Source organism: Lysobacter sp. A378, from assembly GCF_054052125.1.
The window spans coordinates 1,004,970-1,023,594 of the sequence record NZ_JBSVRK010000001.1; the positions used below are offsets into that span (position 1 = coordinate 1,004,970).

Here is an 18,625-nt window from a genome sequence, read left to right on the forward strand (position 1 = left end):
CACGCAGCATAACTGCCCTTCACGCTATCGTGGCTTGGGCCGCTATTCTCGTTCCACGGCGGGATAACCATCAGGAATGGCCCATGAGCGCAACAAGACCCATTGGCATCGTCGGCGGCGGCGTGGCCGGGCTTGCGACAGGCATTGCATTGCTGCGCCGGGGCCTGCCGGTGACGATATACGAAGCTGCCGATCGCCCGGGCGGGTGCTGCACGACCACCGAACTCAGCGGCTACACGTTCAACGACGGCGCGATATACGTGGCGGTGCCCGAGATACTCGATCATGGCTTCCAGCGGCTCGGCCTGGATCGTAAGGCGCTGCTGCCACTGCGCCAGATCACCGCGATGCAGACCACGACGGTGCCGGACGGTACGACGGTGTCCTTCGCGCATGGGTTGGAGTTGCGAATCGATGGGACCGGTGGGCCCGAACGCACGGCCGCCGGGGCGCGCGAACTGGAAGCGCTGGTCGCGCGCTGGGAGCCGATGCTGCGGCTGATCGCCGACGAGTTGGTGGTGCAACCGTTCTCCCTGGTGCGATTGCTGCGCAAGGGTTGGCGCGAGCTGCCGAAGCTGCGCGGCACCGTGGGTTCGCAACTGGAGAAGATGGTCGATGATCCCGCTCTGCGAGCCGCACTCGGCGGCATCTCGCTGTACACCGGGCTGCCGCCCGCGCAGACGCCGGCGATGCAGATGATCGGACTGGTCGGGATGCTGACCGATCGGTTCTGGTTGCCCGAGGGCGGCATGGGCAGGATTCCCGACGTGCTCGCCGATACCTTCGTGGGCCTCGGTGGCCAGTTGCGCGTCGGGGCGCGTGTCGAGCGCATCGTGGTGAAAGACGGGCGCGTGCGCGGCATCGACGTGGTGGGACAGGGTCGCTTCGAGCACGATGCCGTGGTGTCGACCACCAGTGGCATGACGACGGCGACCACGCTGCTCGATCCCGATTGCGTACCCAACGGCATGCGGCGCAAGACCGAAAACGCGCCGTTGTCGCAGCGGGCCTTGTCGTTGCAACTTGGCCTGACGAACGTCATCAACGTGCCCAGCCACTTCATGTATCGGCTGCCTTGGCTGCAGGATCAGCAGCAGGCGTTGGTACCAGTAACGGGTGTGCCGCAATGGCTGAGTTACACCGTGCCCACGGTCACCATGCCCGAGCTCGCGCCGCCCGGCGGCAGCATCATCGAGCTGTATCCGACCATCGACCAGACGCTGCCGGTCGCGGAGTGGAACGACGAACGCGCCGCTTCGATCGCCGATGCCGCGATCGAGGCGCTGTCGCGCTTGCATCCCATCGACATTGCGGTGAAGCGCGTGCGCAGTCCGGCTGATTTCCGCCATCGCATGCATCTGTACGAAGGTGCGATCTACGGACTGTCGCCCGGGGCTGATGCGGGTGCGCAGTTTCCGCATCGCACCGCAATTGCGGGGCTGTTCCAGGCAGGTCAAACCACCTGGCCCGGCTTCGGCGTGGCGACGTCATTGATGAGCGGCGTGCTTGCAGCCGAAGCGCTTGCCGGATGATGGGCTCAGGGATAAACCCAAAGCAACCAGTGCTAGCATCAGCCGGTCAACCGCCTCCGCACAGGTAGCTACCTTGAAACGATTGCTCCTTTCCGCGCTTGTCCTGCCCGCGTGCTCGTTCGCATTTGCCGCGGACCTGCCGACATTCAATCCGCAACAACTGTCGGATGAAGTGAAAGCTTTCTCTTCCGACGCGTTCGAGGGTCGGGGACCCGCGACTCCGGCGGAAGCCAGGACCGTCGACTACATCGTCAACGGGATGAAAGCGGCCGGCCTTGAGCCCGGCGGCGACCTGAAGGACGGCGCACGCGCGTGGACCCAGGCGGTGCCGCTGGCACGCAGCAATATCGTTGGCGTACCAACGCTGACGCTGACCGTGGACGGCAAAGCGCGTGCACTGACCCAGGGCGAGGAAATCGCGATCCGCGCACCGATGGATGGCTCCATCTCCGTTGACGTCAAGGACGCGCCGCTGGTGTTTGTCGGCTATGGCGTCAGCGCGCCGGAGCGCGACTGGGACGATTACAAGGGCCTGGATCTGCACGGCAAGATTGCGGTGGTGCTGGTCAACGACCCGGACTTCGAGACCGGCGAGGGCGACTTTGGTGGCCCGGCGATGACCTACTACGGCCGCTGGACCTACAAGTATGAAGAGGCCGCGCGGCGCGGTGCCGTCGGCATGCTGGTGGTGCATGAGACGGCGCCGGCGTCCTACGGCTGGGACACGGTCAAGAACTCCAATACCAACACCATGTTCGATATCGTGCGCGACCAGCCGGCGGAAGCGCATGTCCAACTGGAAGGCTGGATTCAGCACGACCTCGCGGTCGAGATGTTCGATCAGGCGGGGCTGGACTTCGCCGAGCTGAAAAAACAGGCGCAGACGCGCGCGTTCCAGCCGGTGGCGCTGGAGGGCGAAAGCCTGTCGGCCAACTTCAAGGTCGACTCCGAAGTCATCACCTCGCAGAACGTGGTCGGCCGCCTCGAGGGCAGCAAATACCCCGGCCAAACCGTGATGTACAGCGCGCACTGGGACCACCTGGGCGTCGGTGAGCCCGATGCCACCGGTGACCGCATCTACAACGGCGCGGTGGACAACGCTACCGGCGTGGTCGCCTTGATTGCATTGGCGCGCGCTTTTACCGAAGCACCGCAGCCTGAGCGTTCGGTCGTGTTCCTGGCCGTGACCGCCGAGGAAAAAGGCCTGCTGGGGTCAGAGTATTACGCCGCCAACCCGCTCTATCCATTGGCCACTACCGCAGGTGTGTTGAATACCGATGCGCTGAGCCCGCACGGCCCGTCACGCAACTTCACCATCTCGGGCAACGCCAAGCTGGGTTTGCTGGATGCCATGGTCAAAGACGCCAAGGCGTTTGACATGGTCTATACGCCCGATCCCAAGCCCGAGGCCGGTTACTTCTTCCGCTCCGATCACTTCTCGTTTGCCAAGCGTGGTGTGCCGGCGGTGTCGTTCGGCGCGGGCAACGACCTGATCGACGGCGGCGTAGAGGCAGGCAAGGCATTCGAAGACCAATACACGAGCCAGCACTATCACCAGCCATCCGACGAATGGCAGGCCGACTGGCCCTTCACCGGCATGGCGCGCGACCTGCAGTTGTTGTACGTGGTGGGCAGCGACCTGGCCAACTCGCAACAATGGCCGGACTGGAGCAAGGATTCCGAGTTTCGCGGCGTCCGTGACGAGACGGCCACGCAGCGGAAATAAAATCCGTGTCAGCCCTTTCCCGATTGCCGCGCGCGGGTTGGCGTGGCAATCGGGGGAGTGAAGTCAGTAACCGGTATCCAGCGCGAAGATCGGTTTGCGGTTCTTCCACCGGCCCTCGGTGAAGTCCGGGAAGTCGAGGGTCTCGAAGTTCCCGGCAATCGATTGCTCCGACAATGGGGTGATCGCGCTCCAGGTGACGGCGTCGTAGATGTCGATCGGCATCGCGTCGCCGGCTTTCAAAGCCTCCACGAAGCCGTTGAGTACGAACCAGTCCATCCCGCCGTGTCCCGCGCCAGCCGCGGTCTCGGCATATTTCTTCCACAGTGGATGGTCGTACTTGCGGAACCATTCCTGGGCGTCGTCCCATTTGTGTGGTGGGCTTTTGCCCTCGATGTGGACGCCGTTGTTGACGTCCATCCACAATCCTTCGGTGCCCTGCACCCGGAAGCCGAGCGAGTAGGGACGCGGTAGCGAGACGTCCAGTTGCAACACGATGGTCTCGCCGTTCTCGCAGGCGATCTGGGTGGTGACCACGTCGCCACGGGCGAACTCGAGTGTTGCGTTGGGATGGTTTGGGCCGGCCTTGTCGACGATGTAGTCGTGCAGGCCACGGGCCTTGCTGGCGAACGAGTTGATCCGGGTAAACCGGTTGCCACGATTGATATTGGCAAAGTGCGCGCACGGCCCGATGCCATGGCTGGGATACAGGTCGCCGTTGCGGTCGATCGAATGCTGCGTCCGCCAACGCGCCTCCGACCAGCCCTTGTCGCCGTACTCCACGCCACTGTCGTACGGCTCGTCGGGGTTGCCGGAGTTGAAACCCACCCCGCGCAGGTCGTGCTGGTAGCCGCCCTGCAGATGGACGATCTCGCCGAACACGCCCTGGCGAGCCATGTTGAGCGCCGCCATCACATCGCGGCGGTAGCAGACGTTCTCCAGCAGCATGTAGGGCGTGCCGGTTTTCTGCTGGGTGCGCAGCACGTCCCAGTGCTCCTGCAGGGTGATGCCGGCGACCACCTCGCAGCCGACTGGTATTTTTGCCTGCATCGCGTCGATCGCCATGGGCGCGTGCCACTCCCAGGGTGTGGCGATGATCACACCGTCCAGGTCATCCATCTCCAGCAGCCCGCGGTAGGCATGCACATCGCCGTCGGCGCCAAAGGTCTTCGGCTTCGGCTTGCCCGCCTTCTCGATTGCCGCAACGGCGCGGCCCAGCATGATCGGCTCGATATCACACAACGCCACCAGATCGACATCATTGCGTCCCAGCAACGAACCCATCAGGCTCTGGCCGCGCAAGCCGGTACCGATCATGCCCAGCCGCAGTTTTCTGCGCGGCCGGGCAAAGGCGGGCGTCCAGACCCCGGCAGCAGCCAGGGTGCCGCCGGCGATGCCGGTAATCAGGAATTCGCGACGTTTCATGCTTTGGGTACCGTTTTTTGGTGCGGTCGACAATATAGCTTGTCGACACCCTCGTGAAATTGGCCTCCATCCGTAAAGCCGGAGCTGCTGCCACGCCTGGATGGCGAGCAGACACCATGTTTACGGGTACCCGGGCAGGGTGGTGGAAACACAGGTGAGCCCCATGCTGAAGTCCGAACCTCCCAGCGATGTCGTATTTCTGCTGGACGTCGACAATACCCTGCTCGATAACGACGGCTTCAAGGCCGATCTTGACGCACGCTTGGTGCGTGACTTCGGGGCCGACGACGCCGCTCGCTACTGGTCGCTTTACGACAGCGTCCGCGAGGATCTTGGCTATGCCGATTACCTCGTGACCTTGCAGGCCTTCCGTGAGGGTCTGGACGCGGATCCGGACCTGCTGCAGATGTCGGACTTCCTGCTTGAGTACCCGTTTGCGCAGCGCCTTTACCCCGAAGCGCTGGAGGTGGTCAGGCATCTGCACACGCTCGGCACGCCGGTGGTGCTGTCCGATGGCGACGTGGTGTTCCAGCCGCGCAAGGTCCAGCGTTCGGGCCTGTGGGACGCCTTGGACGGTCGGGTGCTGATCTACCTGCACAAACAGCACATGCTCGATGCGGTGCAACGCCGGTTTCCGGCGCGCCATTACGTGATGGTCGATGACAAGCCGCGACTGCTGGCCGAGATGAAGCAGGTCATGGGTGCGCGCCTGACCACGGTGTTTGTCCGCCAGGGCCATTACGCCGATGAAGCGATCGGAAAGACCTTCGTGCCGCCACCCGATATCGTGATTGATCGGATCGGCGAGCTTGTCGGCGCCCCATGAAAAACCCGCCGGAGGCCGGCGGGTTTGGAGGTCGCTGGATCCCCGCTTTCGCGGGGATGACGGGGGTCATCTCGGGGATGGACGTGGGTCATCTCGGGGATGACGGGGTCATTTCGGGGGTGACGGGTCATTTCGGGGGTGACGGGTCATTTCGGGGGTGACGGGTCATTTCGGGGGTGACGGGTCATTTCGGGGATGACGGGTCATTTCGGGGATGACGGGTCATCTCGGGGATGACGGGGCCATTTCGGGGGTGACGGGTCATCTCGGGGATGACGGTGGGTCGTTTCTCGGGATGTTGGTCAGCCCAGCAACACCCGGTTCATCCGTTGCACGAATGCGGCAGGATCAGGCAGCGGGGCGCCGGCGGCGATCTCGGCCTGCTCCAGCAGCAGCGTAGCCAGGTCCTGCGCCTTGGCATCGTCGGTTTCCGCCTCGACCCGCTTGAGCAGCTCGTGCTGCGGATTGATCTCCAGCGTCGGCTTGCTTTCGGGCAGTTCCTGGCCGGCTTCGCGCATCAGCCGGGCGAAATGCGGGGCCATGTCGTAGTCGGCCAACGCCAGGCAGGAAGGCGAGTCGGTGAGACGGGCGGACACGCGCACGTCGCTGACGCGGTCGCCCAGCAGGGTCTTGAGCCTGGCCACCAGCGGTTCGGCGGATTTGACGGCCGCGTCCTGCCTGGCCTTGTCATCCTCGTCCAGCGGCAACTCGCCCTTGGCGACGTTCTGCAACTTCTTGCCGTCGTACTCGTGCAGCGAGCCGAGCATCCACTCGTCGATGCGGTCGGACATCAACAGCACTTCGACGCCCTTGGCCTTGAATGCTTCCAGCTGCGGGCTGCCGAATGCGGCAGCATGGCTCTCCGCGGTGATGTACCAGATGGTGTCCTGGTTGGCGGTCGGGTTGTCGGCCATGCGGGCGATGTAATCATCCAGCGAGACCGTCTGTTGGTTGCCCTCGGCCTTGGTGGAAGCGAAACGCAGCAGCTTGGCGATGCGCTCGCGGTTGCCGACGTCCTCGCCGATGCCTTCCTTGAGCGTGTTGCCAAAGGCCTTGTAGAAAGTGGTGAACTTATCGGGCTCGTTGCGCGCCAGCGATTCGATCAGGTCCAGCACACGCTTCACGCAGTTGGCCTTGATGCGCTCCAGCTGGCGGTTGTGCTGCAGCAACTCGCGGCTGACGTTGAGCGGCAGGTCGTCGGCATCGATCACCCCGCGCACGAAACGCAGGTAATTGGGCAGCAGCTCCTCGGCGGCGTCCATCACGAACACGCGCTTGATGTAGAGCTTCAGCCCCTTGCGCTCGTCGCGCCCGCCCATCATCAGGTCGAACGGAGGCTGCGACGGCAGGTACAGCAAGGTGGTGAAGCTTTGGTTGCCTTCGACGCGGTTGTGCGACCACGCCAACGCATCATTGAAGTCGTGGCCGAGCGACTTGTAGAAGCCCTGGTATTCCTCGTCGGAGATTTCCGACTTGGGCTTGGTCCACAGCGCGGAGGCGGCGTTTACGGTTTCCCATTCGTCGGCTGCCGTGGCGTCCTCGTTCTTGTCGTCGTCGCTTTCGTCCTGGTCGGCAACTTCCCTGGGCATCCGGATCGGGAAGGCGACGTGGTCGGAATAGCGGTTGATCAGCGAGCGCAGCTTCCAGTCGGCGAGGAACTCGTCCTCATCGGCCTTCAGGTGCAGGATTACCGTGGTGCCACGCTCGGCCAGTTCGACCGGTTCCAGGGTGTATTCACCTTTGCCGTCGCTCTCCCACTTCACTCCTTCGCTTGCCGGCGCGTCGGCGCGACGGGTCAGCACGCTGACCTTGTCGGCGACCACGAAGGCCGAATAGAAGCCCACGCCAAACTGACCGATCAAACGGGCGTCGGCCTTCTGCTCGTTCCCCATCGCGGCCAGGAAGCGGCGCGTGCCGGAGCTGGCAATAGTGCCGATGTTGGCCACGACTTCATCGCGGCTCATGCCGATGCCGTTGTCGCGGATGGTGATGGTGCGGGCGTCCTTGTCACAGCTGACGTCGATATGCAGTTCGCCATCGCCGGCGGTCATCTCCGGGTGGGCGATCGCCTCGAACCGCAGCTTGTCGCAGGCATCGGAGGCGTTGGAGATCAACTCGCGCAGGAAAATTTCCTTGTGCGAATACAGCGAGTGCGTGACCAGGTGCAGGACCTGGGCGACTTCGGCTTCAAATTGGCGGGTTTCTGTTTCAGTGCTTGCGTTCATGCGTATGAGTCCGATCCTGCGAATAGGTGTGGAGTCCAGGCATCGGAAATGGGTGTTGCCGGTGGGATTTCAACCTGGGCAAACCGACCACGTTTGTCGGGAGTACCGTTTGGCGACGGTTCTCAGTCCGCGCGGGTGCCGAAGATCTTGTCGCCTGCATCGCCCAGCCCCGGCAGGATATAGCCGCGCTCGTTGAGGCGATCGTCGATCGAGGCGGTGTAGATTTCCAGGTCCGGATGTGCCGTCTCGACCGCGCGCAGGCCTTCGGGTGCGGCGACCAGAAACAGACCCTTGATCCGGGTGGCGCCAGCGGCCTTGAGCATGTCGACGGTGGCGATCAGCGTGCCGCCGGTTGCCAGCATCGGGTCGAGGATCAGCGCAGTGCGATCGGACATGTTGCCGACCAGTTTCTCGTAATAGGTGACCGCGCCCAGGGTCTGCTCATCGCGTTGCAGGCCGACCACGCTGACCTTGGCCGCCGGGATCATTTCCAACACGCCCGGCAACATCCCGATGCCGGCGCGCAGGATCGGCACCAGGGTGATCTTGCGGCCCTTGATCCGGCGTACCCGGATCGGGACTCCGGCCCATCCTTCCACTTCGACCGACTCGGTTTCCAGGTCGGCCGTCGCTTCGTAGGTCAGCAGGGTAGCGACCTCGGACGACAGCTCGCGGAACGACTTGGTGCTGTTGTCGGCGCGACGCAGCAGTCCGAGTTTATGTTGCACCAGCGGATGATGGACTTCGACAATTTTCATTGGCCCAAGTGTGCCATGGCCTTGGTCACTTTCGTCCCGGGTGAAAATCGCTATAGGCTGGTTCGTTGCCAATCGGCGGCCGTCGCGGCCGGTCGGCCCCAACCAGGATCCCGTGCATGAGTCTGTTCCGTACCAAATCCATCGAGCAATCCATGGCCGATGCGGCCGAGCCAGGCCACCAGCTCAAGCGCTCGCTGAGCACCTGGGACCTGATGATCCTGGGTGTGGCAGTGGCGGTTGGTGCGGGCATCTTCTCGGTCGGCGCGCGCGCGGCAGGCAGCTTCGCGGGGCCGGCGGTGACGCTGTCGTTCGTACTTGCGGCCGTGACCTGTGCGCTGGCGATCATGTGTTACGCGGAGTTCGCCTCCACCATCCCGGTCGCGGGCAGTGCCTACACCTATACCTACGCCACCATGGGCGAGTTGTTGGCGTGGATTATCGGCTGGGATCTGATCCTGGAGTTGCTGACCGCCGGCGCGGTGATCGCCAAGTACTGGGGCATTTACCTGAGCACGGTGTTCGACCTGTTCGATGTGCACATACCCACGACCATCGACGTATTTGGGCTGGGAATGGATTGGGGGCCCTTGTTCATCGTCGGGGTATTCACCGCATTGCTGATCCAGGGCACCCAGTTGTCGGCACGGGTCAACAACGTGTTCACCCTGATCAAGGTCGGCATCGTGCTGTTCGTCATCGTGGTCGGTTTCACGTACCTGAAAATGGAGAATTTCACCCCGTTCGTGCCGCCGGCAGTCCCAACCGGTGGAGGTGATTCGGATGTGTGGTCGCAATCGCTGGTGTCATGGGTCACGGGCGCGGCGCCGGCCCAGTACGGTGTTGCCGGCGTGCTGTCGGGGGCGGCGCTGGTGTTCTTCGCCTTCATCGGCTTTGACGTCGTCGCCACCTCGGCCGAGGAGGTCAAGGACCCGCAGAAGACCTTGCCGCGTGGCATCTTCGGCGGACTGGCGCTGGTGAGTGTGCTGTACATCCTGGTATCGCTGGCGCTGACAGGAATGGTGCCGTACACGGTACTGGCGGCGGCGGAGAACCCATCGCTGGCCACCGCGTTCGTTGCCGTCGGCGCCGAGTGGGCGGCGCAGGTGATCTCGGTGGGGATCCTGGTCGGGTTGACCACGGTGATCATGGTGTTGTTGCTGGGCCTGTCGCGCGTGCTGCTGGCGATGAGTCGCGACGGGTTGTTGCCGCGCTGGCTCGCCGTGACCTCCGACAAGCGCCATACACCGGTGCGCCTGCAGCTGATCAGCGGCGCGGCGGTCGCGTTGCTTGCGGGCTTCACCAACGTGGAAATACTGGAAGAGATGATCAACATCGGCACCCTGTCCGCGTTCGTGCTGGTCAGCGTCGGAGTGGTGGTGTTGCGCCATAAACGCCCCGATCTGACCCGCGGCTACAAGGTGCCGTTCTCACCCGTGCTGCCCATCGTCGCGGCGCTGCTGTGCGCTTACCTGATGCTCAACCTGACCACGTTGACCTGGGTGCGGTTCGTGGTCTGGCTGGCGGTTGGCTTTGCCATCTACTTCCTCTACGGGCGGCGCCATTCACGGGTCGGCATGCGTGCGAGAGGGGAGATCGGGCGCGCCGGATAGGCTTGCCTCGCCGCATAACGCGCGTTTGCGGGCGGCGCTGAGTTGCTTGATGGCGTATTCGGCGCGGCTCGCGCTGCTGCGGTCGGGGTGCTCGAACCGGGCCATCAGCCGCACCGGAGGGTGCGCGCGGGTATAGCGCGCGCCTTTGCCCGCCAGATGCTGGGCATAACGACGCTCCACATCAATGGCGATGCCGGTATACAGGCTGCCGTCGCGGCACTCGATCAGGTAGACATACCAGCAGGTCATCGGCGCAGTGTAACGAGGACGGCCGATGAGCGAAAAATGTTCATCCGGCGTTGAGCCGCGTGCATCCCATGCACCCTAAACTGGGCCTCCATCCTGACTGTCGGTTTTTCGTGCATGTCCAAGCCCCGGTGCCTCGCCGCGATCTGCGTGACGTTGTTATTGGCGGCCTGCAACCTGCAGGCGCCGGTCGACGCCACCGCGCCGGTCACCGAGACCCGCGCAGATGCCGCCGTGGAACCGCCGGGCGGAGCGGTATCGGATGCGACGATCGCCGTACCGGTGGCGCCGGAGCGGACCAGTGAGCGGGTGGAAACCGACTGGCAGCCAATGGCATTGACCGCCGGTGAAGCGTGGATCAGTTGCGACTCGGATTATGCCGATGGCGAAGGCCAGCCTTTGCTCTCGCTGGGCTATTCGGTAATGCGCAGGTCGCTGGCCCGGTGCAGCGATCCCGGGCTGTTGCGGTTGCGCTACCAAGGCAAGATATCCGGTGAATTCACCGCCCTGATCGAACGTGTGGTGGAGCTTGCCGACACCCTGGGTATCGACAAGCGCATCCTCGACATCGATTCCACCGGTGGCCAGATCGAGCAGGCAATCCGCGTCGGCGACCTGATTGGTGGCTCGGGCTGGACGGTCTGGGTGCGCGAGGACGCTGTCTGTCACAGCTCTTGCGTGCTGGTGCTGGCGGCCGGGGACATGCGGATGATTGCCGGCAAGGTCGGGATACACCGGATGATCCGGATCGGGTCAAAAGCCACCTCACGCGCCGAGCTGCAGCAGGAGCTGGAAGAAGTCCACGCCCAGGTGCGCGAATACCTGCAGCGGAACGGGGTGGCGTTTGCCGTCGCGGACCTGATGATGACCGTCCCCAACCGTCGCTTGCGCCTGCTGACCGATGACGAGTTGGACCTGTACGGATTGAACGGCCTGAACGCGGTGGAGGATGACCTGCAGCGCATCCAGTTGACCCGCCAGTGCGGCGAAGCGTTCGTCCAGCGCAAGGATGCGTTTTACCGGGCTTTCGAACGTGAATGCCAGGCTCCCGGTGGGGAGGTGGGGGTGATGGGCGAGTGTGCCCAGCAATTGCGCCACCGCTTCGGCTTCCCGGACAGCGAATGCCCGACGCAGAGCCCGTTGTCCGAATACGACTCGGCGCTGGAAATGCCCGACGGCGTGCTCAACGGCAATCCGACGTCATAACCAATACAGCCGACTAACACAACCGCCACATTGCGTTAATACCCGTTGCCCCATCTTCCAAGTTGCGGCTTGCGGTGACGTGCCAGCAGGCTCGGTGCATCCAACGCAACGGAAGGAGGTGACCGGTGCAAGACAGGAACAGGAACAACGTCGGCAATGATCTCAAGGCGATGGCCCAGGACGTCGTCGACATGGGCGCGCAATGGGTTCAGTCGGGGCGTGAATGGATGGATGAACGCAGAGACGGGATGACCCACCGTAACCAGGCCCCCGATGGATCGCGACGAGACCAGAACCAGTACCGGCATGACGCCAACCCCCGTTCTCGCGCGGATCAGACGGAACCTGAGGTTGGCCCCGGCTATGCCGGCGCCGGGCCGGATACGTATCTGGGCGAAAACGTGACCCGCCACGCCCAGCGCTATGCTGTGCCTGGCGACACCCAGCCCGACTATTACGACCGCCCGGGTTACAGCCAGACGGCTTACGCCGGAGCAGACTATCGCGGACCGCAGCGGCGCAGTTACAGCGGCATGGGGCCCAAAAACTACGTTCGCTCCGACGGTCGCATCAACGAGGACCTGTGCGAGCGGCTGAGCCGGGACCACGATGTGGACGCCAGCGACATCGAGGTCAAGGTTGTCGATGGCACCGCGACGCTGGACGGTACGGTCGCGCAACGCTGGATGAAACATCGCGCCGAGGATCTGGCGGATGGCTGCAGCGGTGTACGCCACGTGGAGAACCGGATCCGCGTGCGGGCGGCGGCCGACGGTGATGACCGGCAGCCCTGGTCGTCCGGGACGGCCAGTGCGCAGGCGGCACCGGATGTCGCTGGTAGCGCCGGTGTCGCCAGCGATCGCGGTGGCGCGGCATCAGGCAGCAGCACGCCAGGAGGCAGCACGACGAGCGGATAAGCCGCGTCGCCGGGCACGAGCGGTCAGGACGCCGGGATCACCCTGATTTCGGCGTCTCCCAAGGTGACAACCTGGCCTGCCCGGATCTTGCAGGTCTTGCGCAACTCGGTCACGCCATCCACGGCGACGGCACCGCTGGCGACCATGGCCTTGCCGGCGCCGCCGCTGTCGCACAGCCCGGCCAGTTTGAGCAACTGGTTGAGTTCGACATGGTCGTGGGCGGGATCGAGTTCGAAAACGGATGCTTGCATCGGCGGCTCAGTCAGCGGGGAGGGTGCAGGGTCGCAGCCTGCATGAACGTGCGCAATACCTGACCGGCCGGCAACCTGCGATCATGGCGCATGACCCAGACTGCCACCGACCCGTCCTTCGCTTCGCTATCGCTGCCCACGAACCTGATGCAGGGCGTCGAGGCGCTGGGATACCGGCAGCTGACCCCGATCCAGGCGCAGTCGTTGCCGGCGATCCTGGACGGCCGTGACGTAATTGCACAGGCGCCCACCGGCAGCGGCAAGACCGCGGCGTTCGGTCTGGGCCTGTTGCACCGCCTGGATCCGGCGCGGATCCAGACCCAGGCGTTGGTGCTGTGCCCCACCCGGGAACTGGCCGATCAGGTTGGAAAGCAACTGCGCAAGCTGGCGCTGGGTATCCCCAACCTGAAGGTATCGGTGCTGTGTGGAGGCATGGCGCTGGGGCCGCAGCTGGCGTCACTGGCGACCCACGACCCGCAGGTGGTGGTCGGCACGCCCGGACGCATCCAGGAATTGCTGCGCAAGAAGGCTCTGCATCTTCGCGGGGTGCGCACGCTGGTGCTGGATGAGGCCGACCGGATGCTCGACATGGGCTTCGAGGAGCCGATCCGGGAGATCGTCGGCAAGACCCCGAAGGATCGTCAAAGCCTGCTGTTCTCGGCGACCTTTCCCGATGCCATCCGCGGGCTGGCGAACGCGATGCTGCAGCAGCCACTGGAAATCACCGTGGAAGCGGCCGAAAGCCAGGCCCCGATCCAGCAGCTTTTCTACGAGGTCGAGTCCGCGCGCAAAACGCCGTTGCTGGCTGCGTTGCTGCTTGAGTTCCGTCCCGTGTCCTGCGTGGTGTTCTGCAACATGCGCCGCGATACCGCCGAGGTGGTCACGTCGCTTGAGCACTACGGTTTCACCGCGCTGGCCCTGCATGGCGATATGGAGCAGCGCGATCGTGACGAGATCCTGGTGCGTTTCGCCAACCGCAGCTGCAGCGTACTGGTCGCCAGCGATGTCGCCGCGCGAGGGCTTGACGTCGAGGACCTGGCAGCGGTGGTCAATTACGAGCTGCCGACCGATCCGGACATCTACGTGCACCGCATCGGCCGCACCGGTCGTGCAGGCAAGGATGGATTGGCCCTGAGTCTGTGCGCGCCGCGCGAAGTACCCCGTGCGCTGGCGATTGCCGAACACACGGGTACTGCACTGGCTTGGCGACGCGGCACACCGCTGGCCGGCAAGGCCTCCGGGGTGAAGCAGGCGGCCATGGTTACCCTGCGGATCGATGCCGGGCGCACCGACAAGTTGCGACCTGGCGATATCGTCGGCGCATTGACCGGCGATGCCGGTCTGGCGGCCTCGGCAGTGGGCAAGATCGACGTCTTCGCAACCCGTTCCTACGTCGCCATTGCCCGCGACCAGGCCGACACCGCGCTGGCGCGGTTGCGTGCAGGAAAAATCAAGGGTCGCCGCTTCCGGGTCAACCGGATCTAGGCGGGTTTGCGGCTATCGGCCGTTGACGCTGAACCGTCCCGGGCCAAGCAACGCGATCGCCAGCCCGGTGACAAAGTACATCCCCTGCAGTTCCAGTGCCCAGCCGCCACCGCTCATGCTGCCCAGTTGACCGGCATGAACGAGAACGACGGCGACGATCATGTTGATGGCAATCAGCAGCCCGCCAATCCGCGCGTGGAAGCCGATCAGCACCATCAACGGCGCTACCACCTCGCCGATCAGTACCGCGTAGCCGAGGAAGCCGGGCAGGCCGCGCGCCTCGACCATGCCGGTGATGGACGCCAGACCGCCGTCAAGTTTGGAGAGTCCGTGGAGCAGGATCAGTAGCCCCAAAGCGACCCGCAGGAACAGTTTGGCGAGGTCTTGCTGCAGCGCTGGATTCATCGGAGCGGTCCTGGTCGGGAGGAGGGGACAAGCATACGTTTGATTCTGCTCGACTATTCCACCACGCTCTTGGATTCCGTCGTCACCAGCATCTCGGGGTGCTCGACCCGGCGTGGCTTGCCGAGCAGCGGATGGACGAACACGGCCGAAAGGATGATCAATACGCCCAGGTAGAAATATATCGTCAGTTCGTGCTGTTCACCCAACAGCAAAATGGCCAGCACGATGGCGTAGACCGGCTCCAGATTGACCGCCAGCTGGGCGGAGAAGGCGCTCATGTGGCGCAATGCCACCAGCGACAGCGCGAACGGAAGCAGTGTGCAGGCCAGCGCCAGCACCAGTAACAGGACCATATCGCGACTGCCGGGCATCACCAGCAAGTCGCCGGAGAAGGCGGGAAACACCAGCGGCATCACCGGCGCCAATGCCGTCAGCGCAAGGGTACCGGCGCCCAGTTCCAACGCGGTGACCGTCAACGGGTCGGCGTGGTGGACCAGTCGTTTGTTGAGCGATCCGAACAGGGCCACGAACAAGGCCGACAGCGCACCCACGGCAATGCCGATCCGCATGTCGGCAGGGACGCCGCCGACGATCAGCGCGACGCCTGGTAGCACGGCAACGCCCAGGGCCAGGTCGCGTCGATTGAATCGGGTACGTGCCAGGCTGGGTTCGATCAGCGCGGTGAACACCGTGGCCAGTGCCATGCAGGTTGCACCCACCGAAGCGTTGGCCAGTTTGATCGCGCCGTAGAAGGTCAGCCAGTGCAAGGCCACCAGCACACCGATGCCGGCGTAGGCCCATAACAGCCTCGCCGGCATCGCGCGCAGTCCGCGCCAGACCCTGGGCAGCAAAGCCAGCGCGACCACCACGATCAGCATCCGTGTCCACACCAGGGGCAGGGCCGGAAGCGTGATCAGCTTGCCCAGGATCGCCGTGAACCCCCACAGCAGCACGCAAAAGTGGATCTGCAGGAAGGCCCTGCTGTGCGGAGTCATCGGCATGGCGTGATGGGTGGCGGGGTTTCGGTCAGAACCAGTAATTATGCGCTTGCGATGGCGGGCCAGTGGAGGACAATGGCGGCTCGATTCAAGCCAGACCGGTCCATCGCGCCATGCCCACCACACAAGCCTGCGTTGCCGAACTTTCCGTTACCGCCACGTCGGAGCGTGCCTGGCTGGCGCCGCTGGAGCTGGTCGTGCTGGCCGCGATCTGGGGTGTGTCGTTCATGTTCCAGCGCGTTGCCGCGCCCGAGTTCGGCACTGCGGTGCTGTCGGAATTGCGGCTTGCGTTTGGCGCCCTGGTACTGCTGCCGTTCCTGTGGCGCGGTCGCGCGGCATTTCCGCTCCGGGCCTGGCCAAAAGTGATCCTGCTGGGCGCGATCAACTGCGCGATCCCGTTTGCCCTGTTCGCCTGGGCCGCCCAGCACGCGCCCGCCGGTATCAGTGCGATTGCCAATGCCACCGCGGTGTTGTTCACCGCCCTGATCGGCTTTTTGTTCTTCGCCGAGAAAATCGGGGTACGTCGGGCGATCGCCTTGCTGGTGGGTTTTGTCGGCGTGGCCGTGCTGGCCAGCGGTGAGACTGCCGGCGCCAGCATCGGCTGGGCGGTTGCAGCGGGCTGTACGGCATCGTTCCTGTATGGCGTTGGTGGGCACATGCTGCGCCGCTACTTCTCGGGCATGCCACAGGCCGCATTGGCCGCGGCGACCCTCGGGGCATCGGCCCTGCTGACGTTGCCGTTCGCGGTCGCACAATGGCCGGCACAATCGGTATCGATGAACGCGTGGCTGTCGGCCATCCTGCTCGGGGTGCTGTGCACCGGCGCGGCCTATGCGGTGTATTACCGGCTGGTGCAGCGCATCGGGGCCAGCCGCGCGGTCACGGTCACCTACCTGGTGCCGCTGTTCGCGGTCGGCTGGGCATGGTGGTTGCTGGACGAGCCGGTGACCTTGTCGATGGGAGTCGCCGGCGCGCTGATCATGGGTAGCGTGGCGATCAGCCAGAAAGCCCGCAAGTGATGGGCACGCCGTGGTGTCGGATCAGTTGCGAAGCTGCTCGATCAGCGCCATCGCGGCGGCGGGGTTGCGGCGCTTGGCCGCGCTGATGAAGAAGACGAATACGTCGCGCGGCTTGTCCGTCGCGATGGCGCTCGGGCCGATCCGCGGCACATCCCCGGGTTCACGCCCATCGGCCCAGATGCGCGCGCGCCTGGCCCAAAGCGCCAACTCTTCGGCGCTGTAGCCGCTGCTGAGCCCGGCTTGCGAGCGCATCAGCCGCAGGTACACGAAATCCGCGGTCACGTCGGCAAACGACGGGTACTCCCTGGAGTCGGTGAACACGGTGGCCATGCCGCGGCTGCGAACCATCGCGAGGTAGTTGGCATCGACGAAATCGGGCGCGCGCACGTCCAGTACGTGTCGCAACGGATGCCCGTCGACCTGGGGCGGCAGCAGGTCGAGGAACCTCTCGAAGTCGTCATGGGCGAGTTGGGTGCCCCGGTCGAACTGCCAGACGATGGGACCCAGACGGTCGCCCAGGGCGGTGATGTCGGCAAGAAAACCTTCCACCTGGCCGCCCGCGCTGGCCAGCACGCGCGACTGCATGATGCGCTTGGGTGCCTTGAGCGAGAACACGAAGCCGGGAGGGGTTTCGCTGGCCCAGCGCGCATAGGTTTCGGGTTTCTGGGTGCCGTAATAGGTGCCGTTGATCTCGATCGCGCTGAGCTGGCGACTGGCGTATTCGAGCTCGCGGCGCTGGACCAGCCCGGCGGGATAGAAGCTGCCGCGCCAAGGCTCGTACGTCCAGCCACCGACGCCGACCCTGATGCCGTCGATCGCATTCACTGCGTCGGCGGTCGCGGCAAACAGGTCGTCGTGGTTTTGGCGGCTCATGGGGGCCAGTCGAGGGCGAGTGTCCAAAGGATAGCGCCGCGATGTTAACTGGCCGTTCCTGTTCGTCGTTGGTAGCGCTGTTATTGCTCCGCTTCGGCGCTCTCGAACTCGACCAGTACCTCCAGATCAAACGCCAATGCCTCCACGGTCTCGCGCACCTTCTGCGCAGTGGCGTTGTCGGGCGCCTCGATCTCCAATACATGGGTGCCCGGACCCATGTTGTCGATCGAGCCGGCCGAGCTGGAGTCGGGGTCATCCATGTGCGGCATCAGGCCGGAGATTTCCTCGACGTGTTCGATGCCTGGAATGCTGGTCAGCAGGTCGGCGATCGCGCGTGCATCGTCTTCGCCGCCGGTGATTCGGATACGTAACTGGGGCATGGCAGCGGTCTCTGGTGTGGGGGTGTCAGGCTAGGCAGGCGGCGGCCAAGATGGCGTGACGGACAGCGTGATGGCTGCAGCGTCCTCACCTGGATTGGCCTTCGACTCGTTTAGGCTTGGCCCATGGAATCCGATAAGAATCCGCGCGAAACCCCGGTTGCACCGGTCGTGACCCTGCGGCCGCTTGAGCGCAGCGACCTGCATTTCGTCCACGTCCTGAACAACAACCGCAGCGTAATGGGCTACTGGTTCGAGGAGCCGTACGAGTCGTTCGTCGAGCTGGAAGAGCTCTACCGCAAGCACATCCATGACCAGTCCGAGCGACGCTTCATCGCCGAGCACCAGTTCACCACCGGACACGATTCCAGCGGGCAGGCAATCGAGGCCCCGGCACACGAGCGGGTCGGCCTGGTCGAGCTGGTGGAGATCGACCACCTGCACCGCCGTGCCGAGTTCCTGATCATGATCACCCCTGAGCATCAGGGCCGTGGCTTCGCCAAGGCCGCCACCCGCAGCGCCATCAACTACGCATTCCGGGTACTCAACCTGTACAAGCTGTACTTGCTGGTGGACGTCGACAATGCCGCGGCGATCCGGGTCTACGAAGGCGCGGGCTTCAAGCGCGAGGGCGTGCTGGTGGACGAGTTCTTCAGCGATGGCCGCTACCGCAGCGTGATCCGGATGTGCATGTTCCAGCACGAGGTGCTGGGCAGCGAAGTTACCCGACGCGACGGTTGAGGTCGTGA

At 64.3% G+C, this 18,625-nt stretch carries 18 protein-coding genes; 9 read left to right on the forward strand and 9 right to left on the reverse strand.

The annotated features are described in order from the left end of the window. Positions 1-83: 83 nt before the first annotated feature. A complete protein-coding gene (locus ACW7G1_RS04595) occupies positions 84-1,532 on the forward strand; it encodes a phytoene desaturase family protein (protein WP_456978543.1) in 1,449 nt (482 codons plus the stop codon). A gap of 73 nt (positions 1,533-1,605) precedes the next feature. After that, positions 1,606-3,258 (forward strand): M28 family metallopeptidase, encoded by a 1,653-nt coding sequence (locus tag ACW7G1_RS04600; protein ID WP_456978544.1) that lies wholly within the window; start codon positions 1,606-1,608, stop codon positions 3,256-3,258. A gap of 63 nt (positions 3,259-3,321) precedes the next feature. On the opposite strand, the gene ACW7G1_RS04605 is transcribed toward ACW7G1_RS04600, so the two are convergent. Next, on the reverse strand, positions 3,322-4,680 hold the full coding sequence (locus tag ACW7G1_RS04605; RefSeq protein WP_456978545.1) for a Gfo/Idh/MocA family protein: 1,359 nt from the start codon (positions 4,678-4,680) through the stop codon (positions 3,322-3,324). Positions 4,681-4,843: 163 nt separating this feature from the next. Here ACW7G1_RS04605 and ACW7G1_RS04610 point away from each other — a divergent pair, with 163 nt between their 5' ends. Then, positions 4,844-5,506: an HAD family hydrolase gene (locus ACW7G1_RS04610; protein WP_456978546.1), complete on the forward strand. Its 663-nt coding sequence runs from the start codon at positions 4,844-4,846 to the stop codon at positions 5,504-5,506. Positions 5,507-5,808: 302 nt separating this feature from the next. Here the strand turns inward: ACW7G1_RS04610 and htpG are convergent, their stop codons facing one another. Further along, positions 5,809-7,731 carry a molecular chaperone HtpG gene (gene htpG / locus ACW7G1_RS04615; RefSeq protein ID WP_456978547.1) on the reverse strand — a complete coding sequence of 641 codons (1,923 nt, stop codon included), beginning with the start codon at positions 7,729-7,731 and terminating at the stop codon, positions 5,809-5,811. A gap of 122 nt (positions 7,732-7,853) precedes the next feature. After that, positions 7,854-8,489 (reverse strand): uracil phosphoribosyltransferase, encoded by a 636-nt coding sequence (gene upp / locus ACW7G1_RS04620; RefSeq protein ID WP_456978548.1) that lies wholly within the window; start codon positions 8,487-8,489, stop codon positions 7,854-7,856. A gap of 116 nt (positions 8,490-8,605) precedes the next feature. On the opposite strand from upp, the gene ACW7G1_RS04625 reads away from it, so the two are divergent. Further along, positions 8,606-10,099 carry an amino acid permease gene (locus ACW7G1_RS04625; RefSeq protein ID WP_456978549.1) on the forward strand — a complete coding sequence of 498 codons (1,494 nt, stop codon included), beginning with the start codon at positions 8,606-8,608 and terminating at the stop codon, positions 10,097-10,099. Here the strand turns inward: ACW7G1_RS04625 and ACW7G1_RS04630 are convergent. Further along, positions 10,052-10,348 (reverse strand): GIY-YIG nuclease family protein, encoded by a 297-nt coding sequence (locus ACW7G1_RS04630; protein WP_456978550.1) that lies wholly within the window; start codon positions 10,346-10,348, stop codon positions 10,052-10,054. The two genes, ACW7G1_RS04625 and ACW7G1_RS04630, sit on opposite strands and share 48 nt — an antisense overlap. A 114-nt stretch (positions 10,349-10,462) precedes the next feature. Between ACW7G1_RS04630 and ACW7G1_RS04635 the strand changes: the two genes are divergently transcribed. Together ACW7G1_RS04635 and ACW7G1_RS04640 are read left to right on the forward strand one after the other, a co-directional pair. After that, positions 10,463-11,551, forward strand: a complete 1,089-nt coding sequence (locus ACW7G1_RS04635; protein ID WP_456978551.1) for a hypothetical protein — start codon at positions 10,463-10,465, stop codon at positions 11,549-11,551. Positions 11,552-11,676: 125 nt separating this feature from the next. Next, the gene (locus tag ACW7G1_RS04640; protein WP_456978552.1) at positions 11,677-12,468 is read left to right on the forward strand and encodes a BON domain-containing protein; all 792 of its coding nucleotides are present in this window, start codon (positions 11,677-11,679) and stop codon (positions 12,466-12,468) included. 23 nt (positions 12,469-12,491) lie between these two features. Here ACW7G1_RS04640 and ACW7G1_RS04645 read toward each other — a convergent pair whose 3' ends face one another. Then, positions 12,492-12,719 (reverse strand): RNA-binding S4 domain-containing protein, encoded by a 228-nt coding sequence (locus tag ACW7G1_RS04645; protein ID WP_456978553.1) that lies wholly within the window; start codon positions 12,717-12,719, stop codon positions 12,492-12,494. 90 nt (positions 12,720-12,809) lie between these two features. Here ACW7G1_RS04645 and dbpA point away from each other — a divergent pair, with 90 nt between their 5' ends. After that, the gene (gene dbpA, locus ACW7G1_RS04650; protein WP_456978554.1) at positions 12,810-14,204 is read left to right on the forward strand and encodes an ATP-dependent RNA helicase DbpA; all 1,395 of its coding nucleotides are present in this window, start codon (positions 12,810-12,812) and stop codon (positions 14,202-14,204) included. 12 nt (positions 14,205-14,216) lie between these two features. On the opposite strand, the gene ACW7G1_RS04655 is transcribed toward dbpA, so the two are convergent. Beyond that, on the reverse strand, positions 14,217-14,609 hold the full coding sequence (locus ACW7G1_RS04655) for a DoxX family protein (protein WP_456978555.1): 393 nt from the start codon (positions 14,607-14,609) through the stop codon (positions 14,217-14,219). A 53-nt stretch (positions 14,610-14,662) separates the two neighbouring features. Beyond that, the gene (locus ACW7G1_RS04660; RefSeq protein ID WP_456978556.1) at positions 14,663-15,610 is read right to left on the reverse strand and encodes a DMT family transporter; all 948 of its coding nucleotides are present in this window, start codon (positions 15,608-15,610) and stop codon (positions 14,663-14,665) included. 110 nt (positions 15,611-15,720) lie between these two features. Here ACW7G1_RS04660 and ACW7G1_RS04665 point away from each other — a divergent pair, with 110 nt between their 5' ends. After that, entirely contained in the window at positions 15,721-16,626 is a 906-nt protein-coding gene (locus ACW7G1_RS04665) for a DMT family transporter (protein WP_456978557.1), read from the forward strand. 21 nt (positions 16,627-16,647) lie between these two features. On the opposite strand, the gene ACW7G1_RS04670 is transcribed toward ACW7G1_RS04665, so the two are convergent. Together ACW7G1_RS04670 and ACW7G1_RS04675 are read right to left on the reverse strand one after the other, a co-directional pair. Then, on the reverse strand, positions 16,648-17,499 hold the full coding sequence (locus ACW7G1_RS04670; protein WP_456978558.1) for a DUF72 domain-containing protein: 852 nt from the start codon (positions 17,497-17,499) through the stop codon (positions 16,648-16,650). 80 nt (positions 17,500-17,579) lie between these two features. Continuing rightward, a complete protein-coding gene (locus tag ACW7G1_RS04675; protein ID WP_456978559.1) occupies positions 17,580-17,879 on the reverse strand; it encodes a hypothetical protein in 300 nt (99 codons plus the stop codon). Positions 17,880-18,002: 123 nt separating this feature from the next. Here ACW7G1_RS04675 and speG point away from each other — a divergent pair, with 123 nt between their 5' ends. Further along, on the forward strand, positions 18,003-18,617 hold the full coding sequence (gene speG, locus ACW7G1_RS04680; protein ID WP_456978560.1) for a spermidine N1-acetyltransferase: 615 nt from the start codon (positions 18,003-18,005) through the stop codon (positions 18,615-18,617). Positions 18,618-18,625: the final 8 nt, after the last annotated feature.

Bases quoted from the DNA above. Each gene is read 5' to 3' on its own strand.
- ACW7G1_RS04595 (WP_456978543.1), top strand. From the start codon at position 84: ATGAGCGCAACAAGACCCATTGGCATCGTCGGCGGCGGCGTGGCCGGG.
- ACW7G1_RS04605 (WP_456978545.1), bottom strand. From the start codon at position 4,680: ATGAAACGTCGCGAATTCCTGATTACCGGCATCGCCGGCGGCACCCTG.
- ACW7G1_RS04610 (WP_456978546.1), top strand. From the start codon at position 4,844: ATGCTGAAGTCCGAACCTCCCAGCGATGTCGTATTTCTGCTGGACGTC.
- htpG (WP_456978547.1), bottom strand. From the start codon at position 7,731: ATGAACGCAAGCACTGAAACAGAAACCCGCCAATTTGAAGCCGAAGTC.
- upp (WP_456978548.1), bottom strand. From the start codon at position 8,489: ATGAAAATTGTCGAAGTCCATCATCCGCTGGTGCAACATAAACTCGGA.
- ACW7G1_RS04625 (WP_456978549.1), top strand. From the start codon at position 8,606: ATGAGTCTGTTCCGTACCAAATCCATCGAGCAATCCATGGCCGATGCG.
- ACW7G1_RS04630 (WP_456978550.1), bottom strand. From the start codon at position 10,348: ATGACCTGCTGGTATGTCTACCTGATCGAGTGCCGCGACGGCAGCCTG.
- ACW7G1_RS04635 (WP_456978551.1), top strand. From the start codon at position 10,463: ATGTCCAAGCCCCGGTGCCTCGCCGCGATCTGCGTGACGTTGTTATTG.
- ACW7G1_RS04645 (WP_456978553.1), bottom strand. From the start codon at position 12,719: ATGCAAGCATCCGTTTTCGAACTCGATCCCGCCCACGACCATGTCGAA.
- dbpA (WP_456978554.1), top strand. From the start codon at position 12,810: ATGACCCAGACTGCCACCGACCCGTCCTTCGCTTCGCTATCGCTGCCC.
- ACW7G1_RS04655 (WP_456978555.1), bottom strand. From the start codon at position 14,609: ATGAATCCAGCGCTGCAGCAAGACCTCGCCAAACTGTTCCTGCGGGTC.
- ACW7G1_RS04660 (WP_456978556.1), bottom strand. From the start codon at position 15,610: ATGCCGATGACTCCGCACAGCAGGGCCTTCCTGCAGATCCACTTTTGC.
- ACW7G1_RS04665 (WP_456978557.1), top strand. From the start codon at position 15,721: ATGCCCACCACACAAGCCTGCGTTGCCGAACTTTCCGTTACCGCCACG.
- ACW7G1_RS04670 (WP_456978558.1), bottom strand. From the start codon at position 17,499: ATGAGCCGCCAAAACCACGACGACCTGTTTGCCGCGACCGCCGACGCA.
- ACW7G1_RS04675 (WP_456978559.1), bottom strand. From the start codon at position 17,879: ATGCCCCAGTTACGTATCCGAATCACCGGCGGCGAAGACGATGCACGC.
- speG (WP_456978560.1), top strand. From the start codon at position 18,003: ATGGAATCCGATAAGAATCCGCGCGAAACCCCGGTTGCACCGGTCGTG.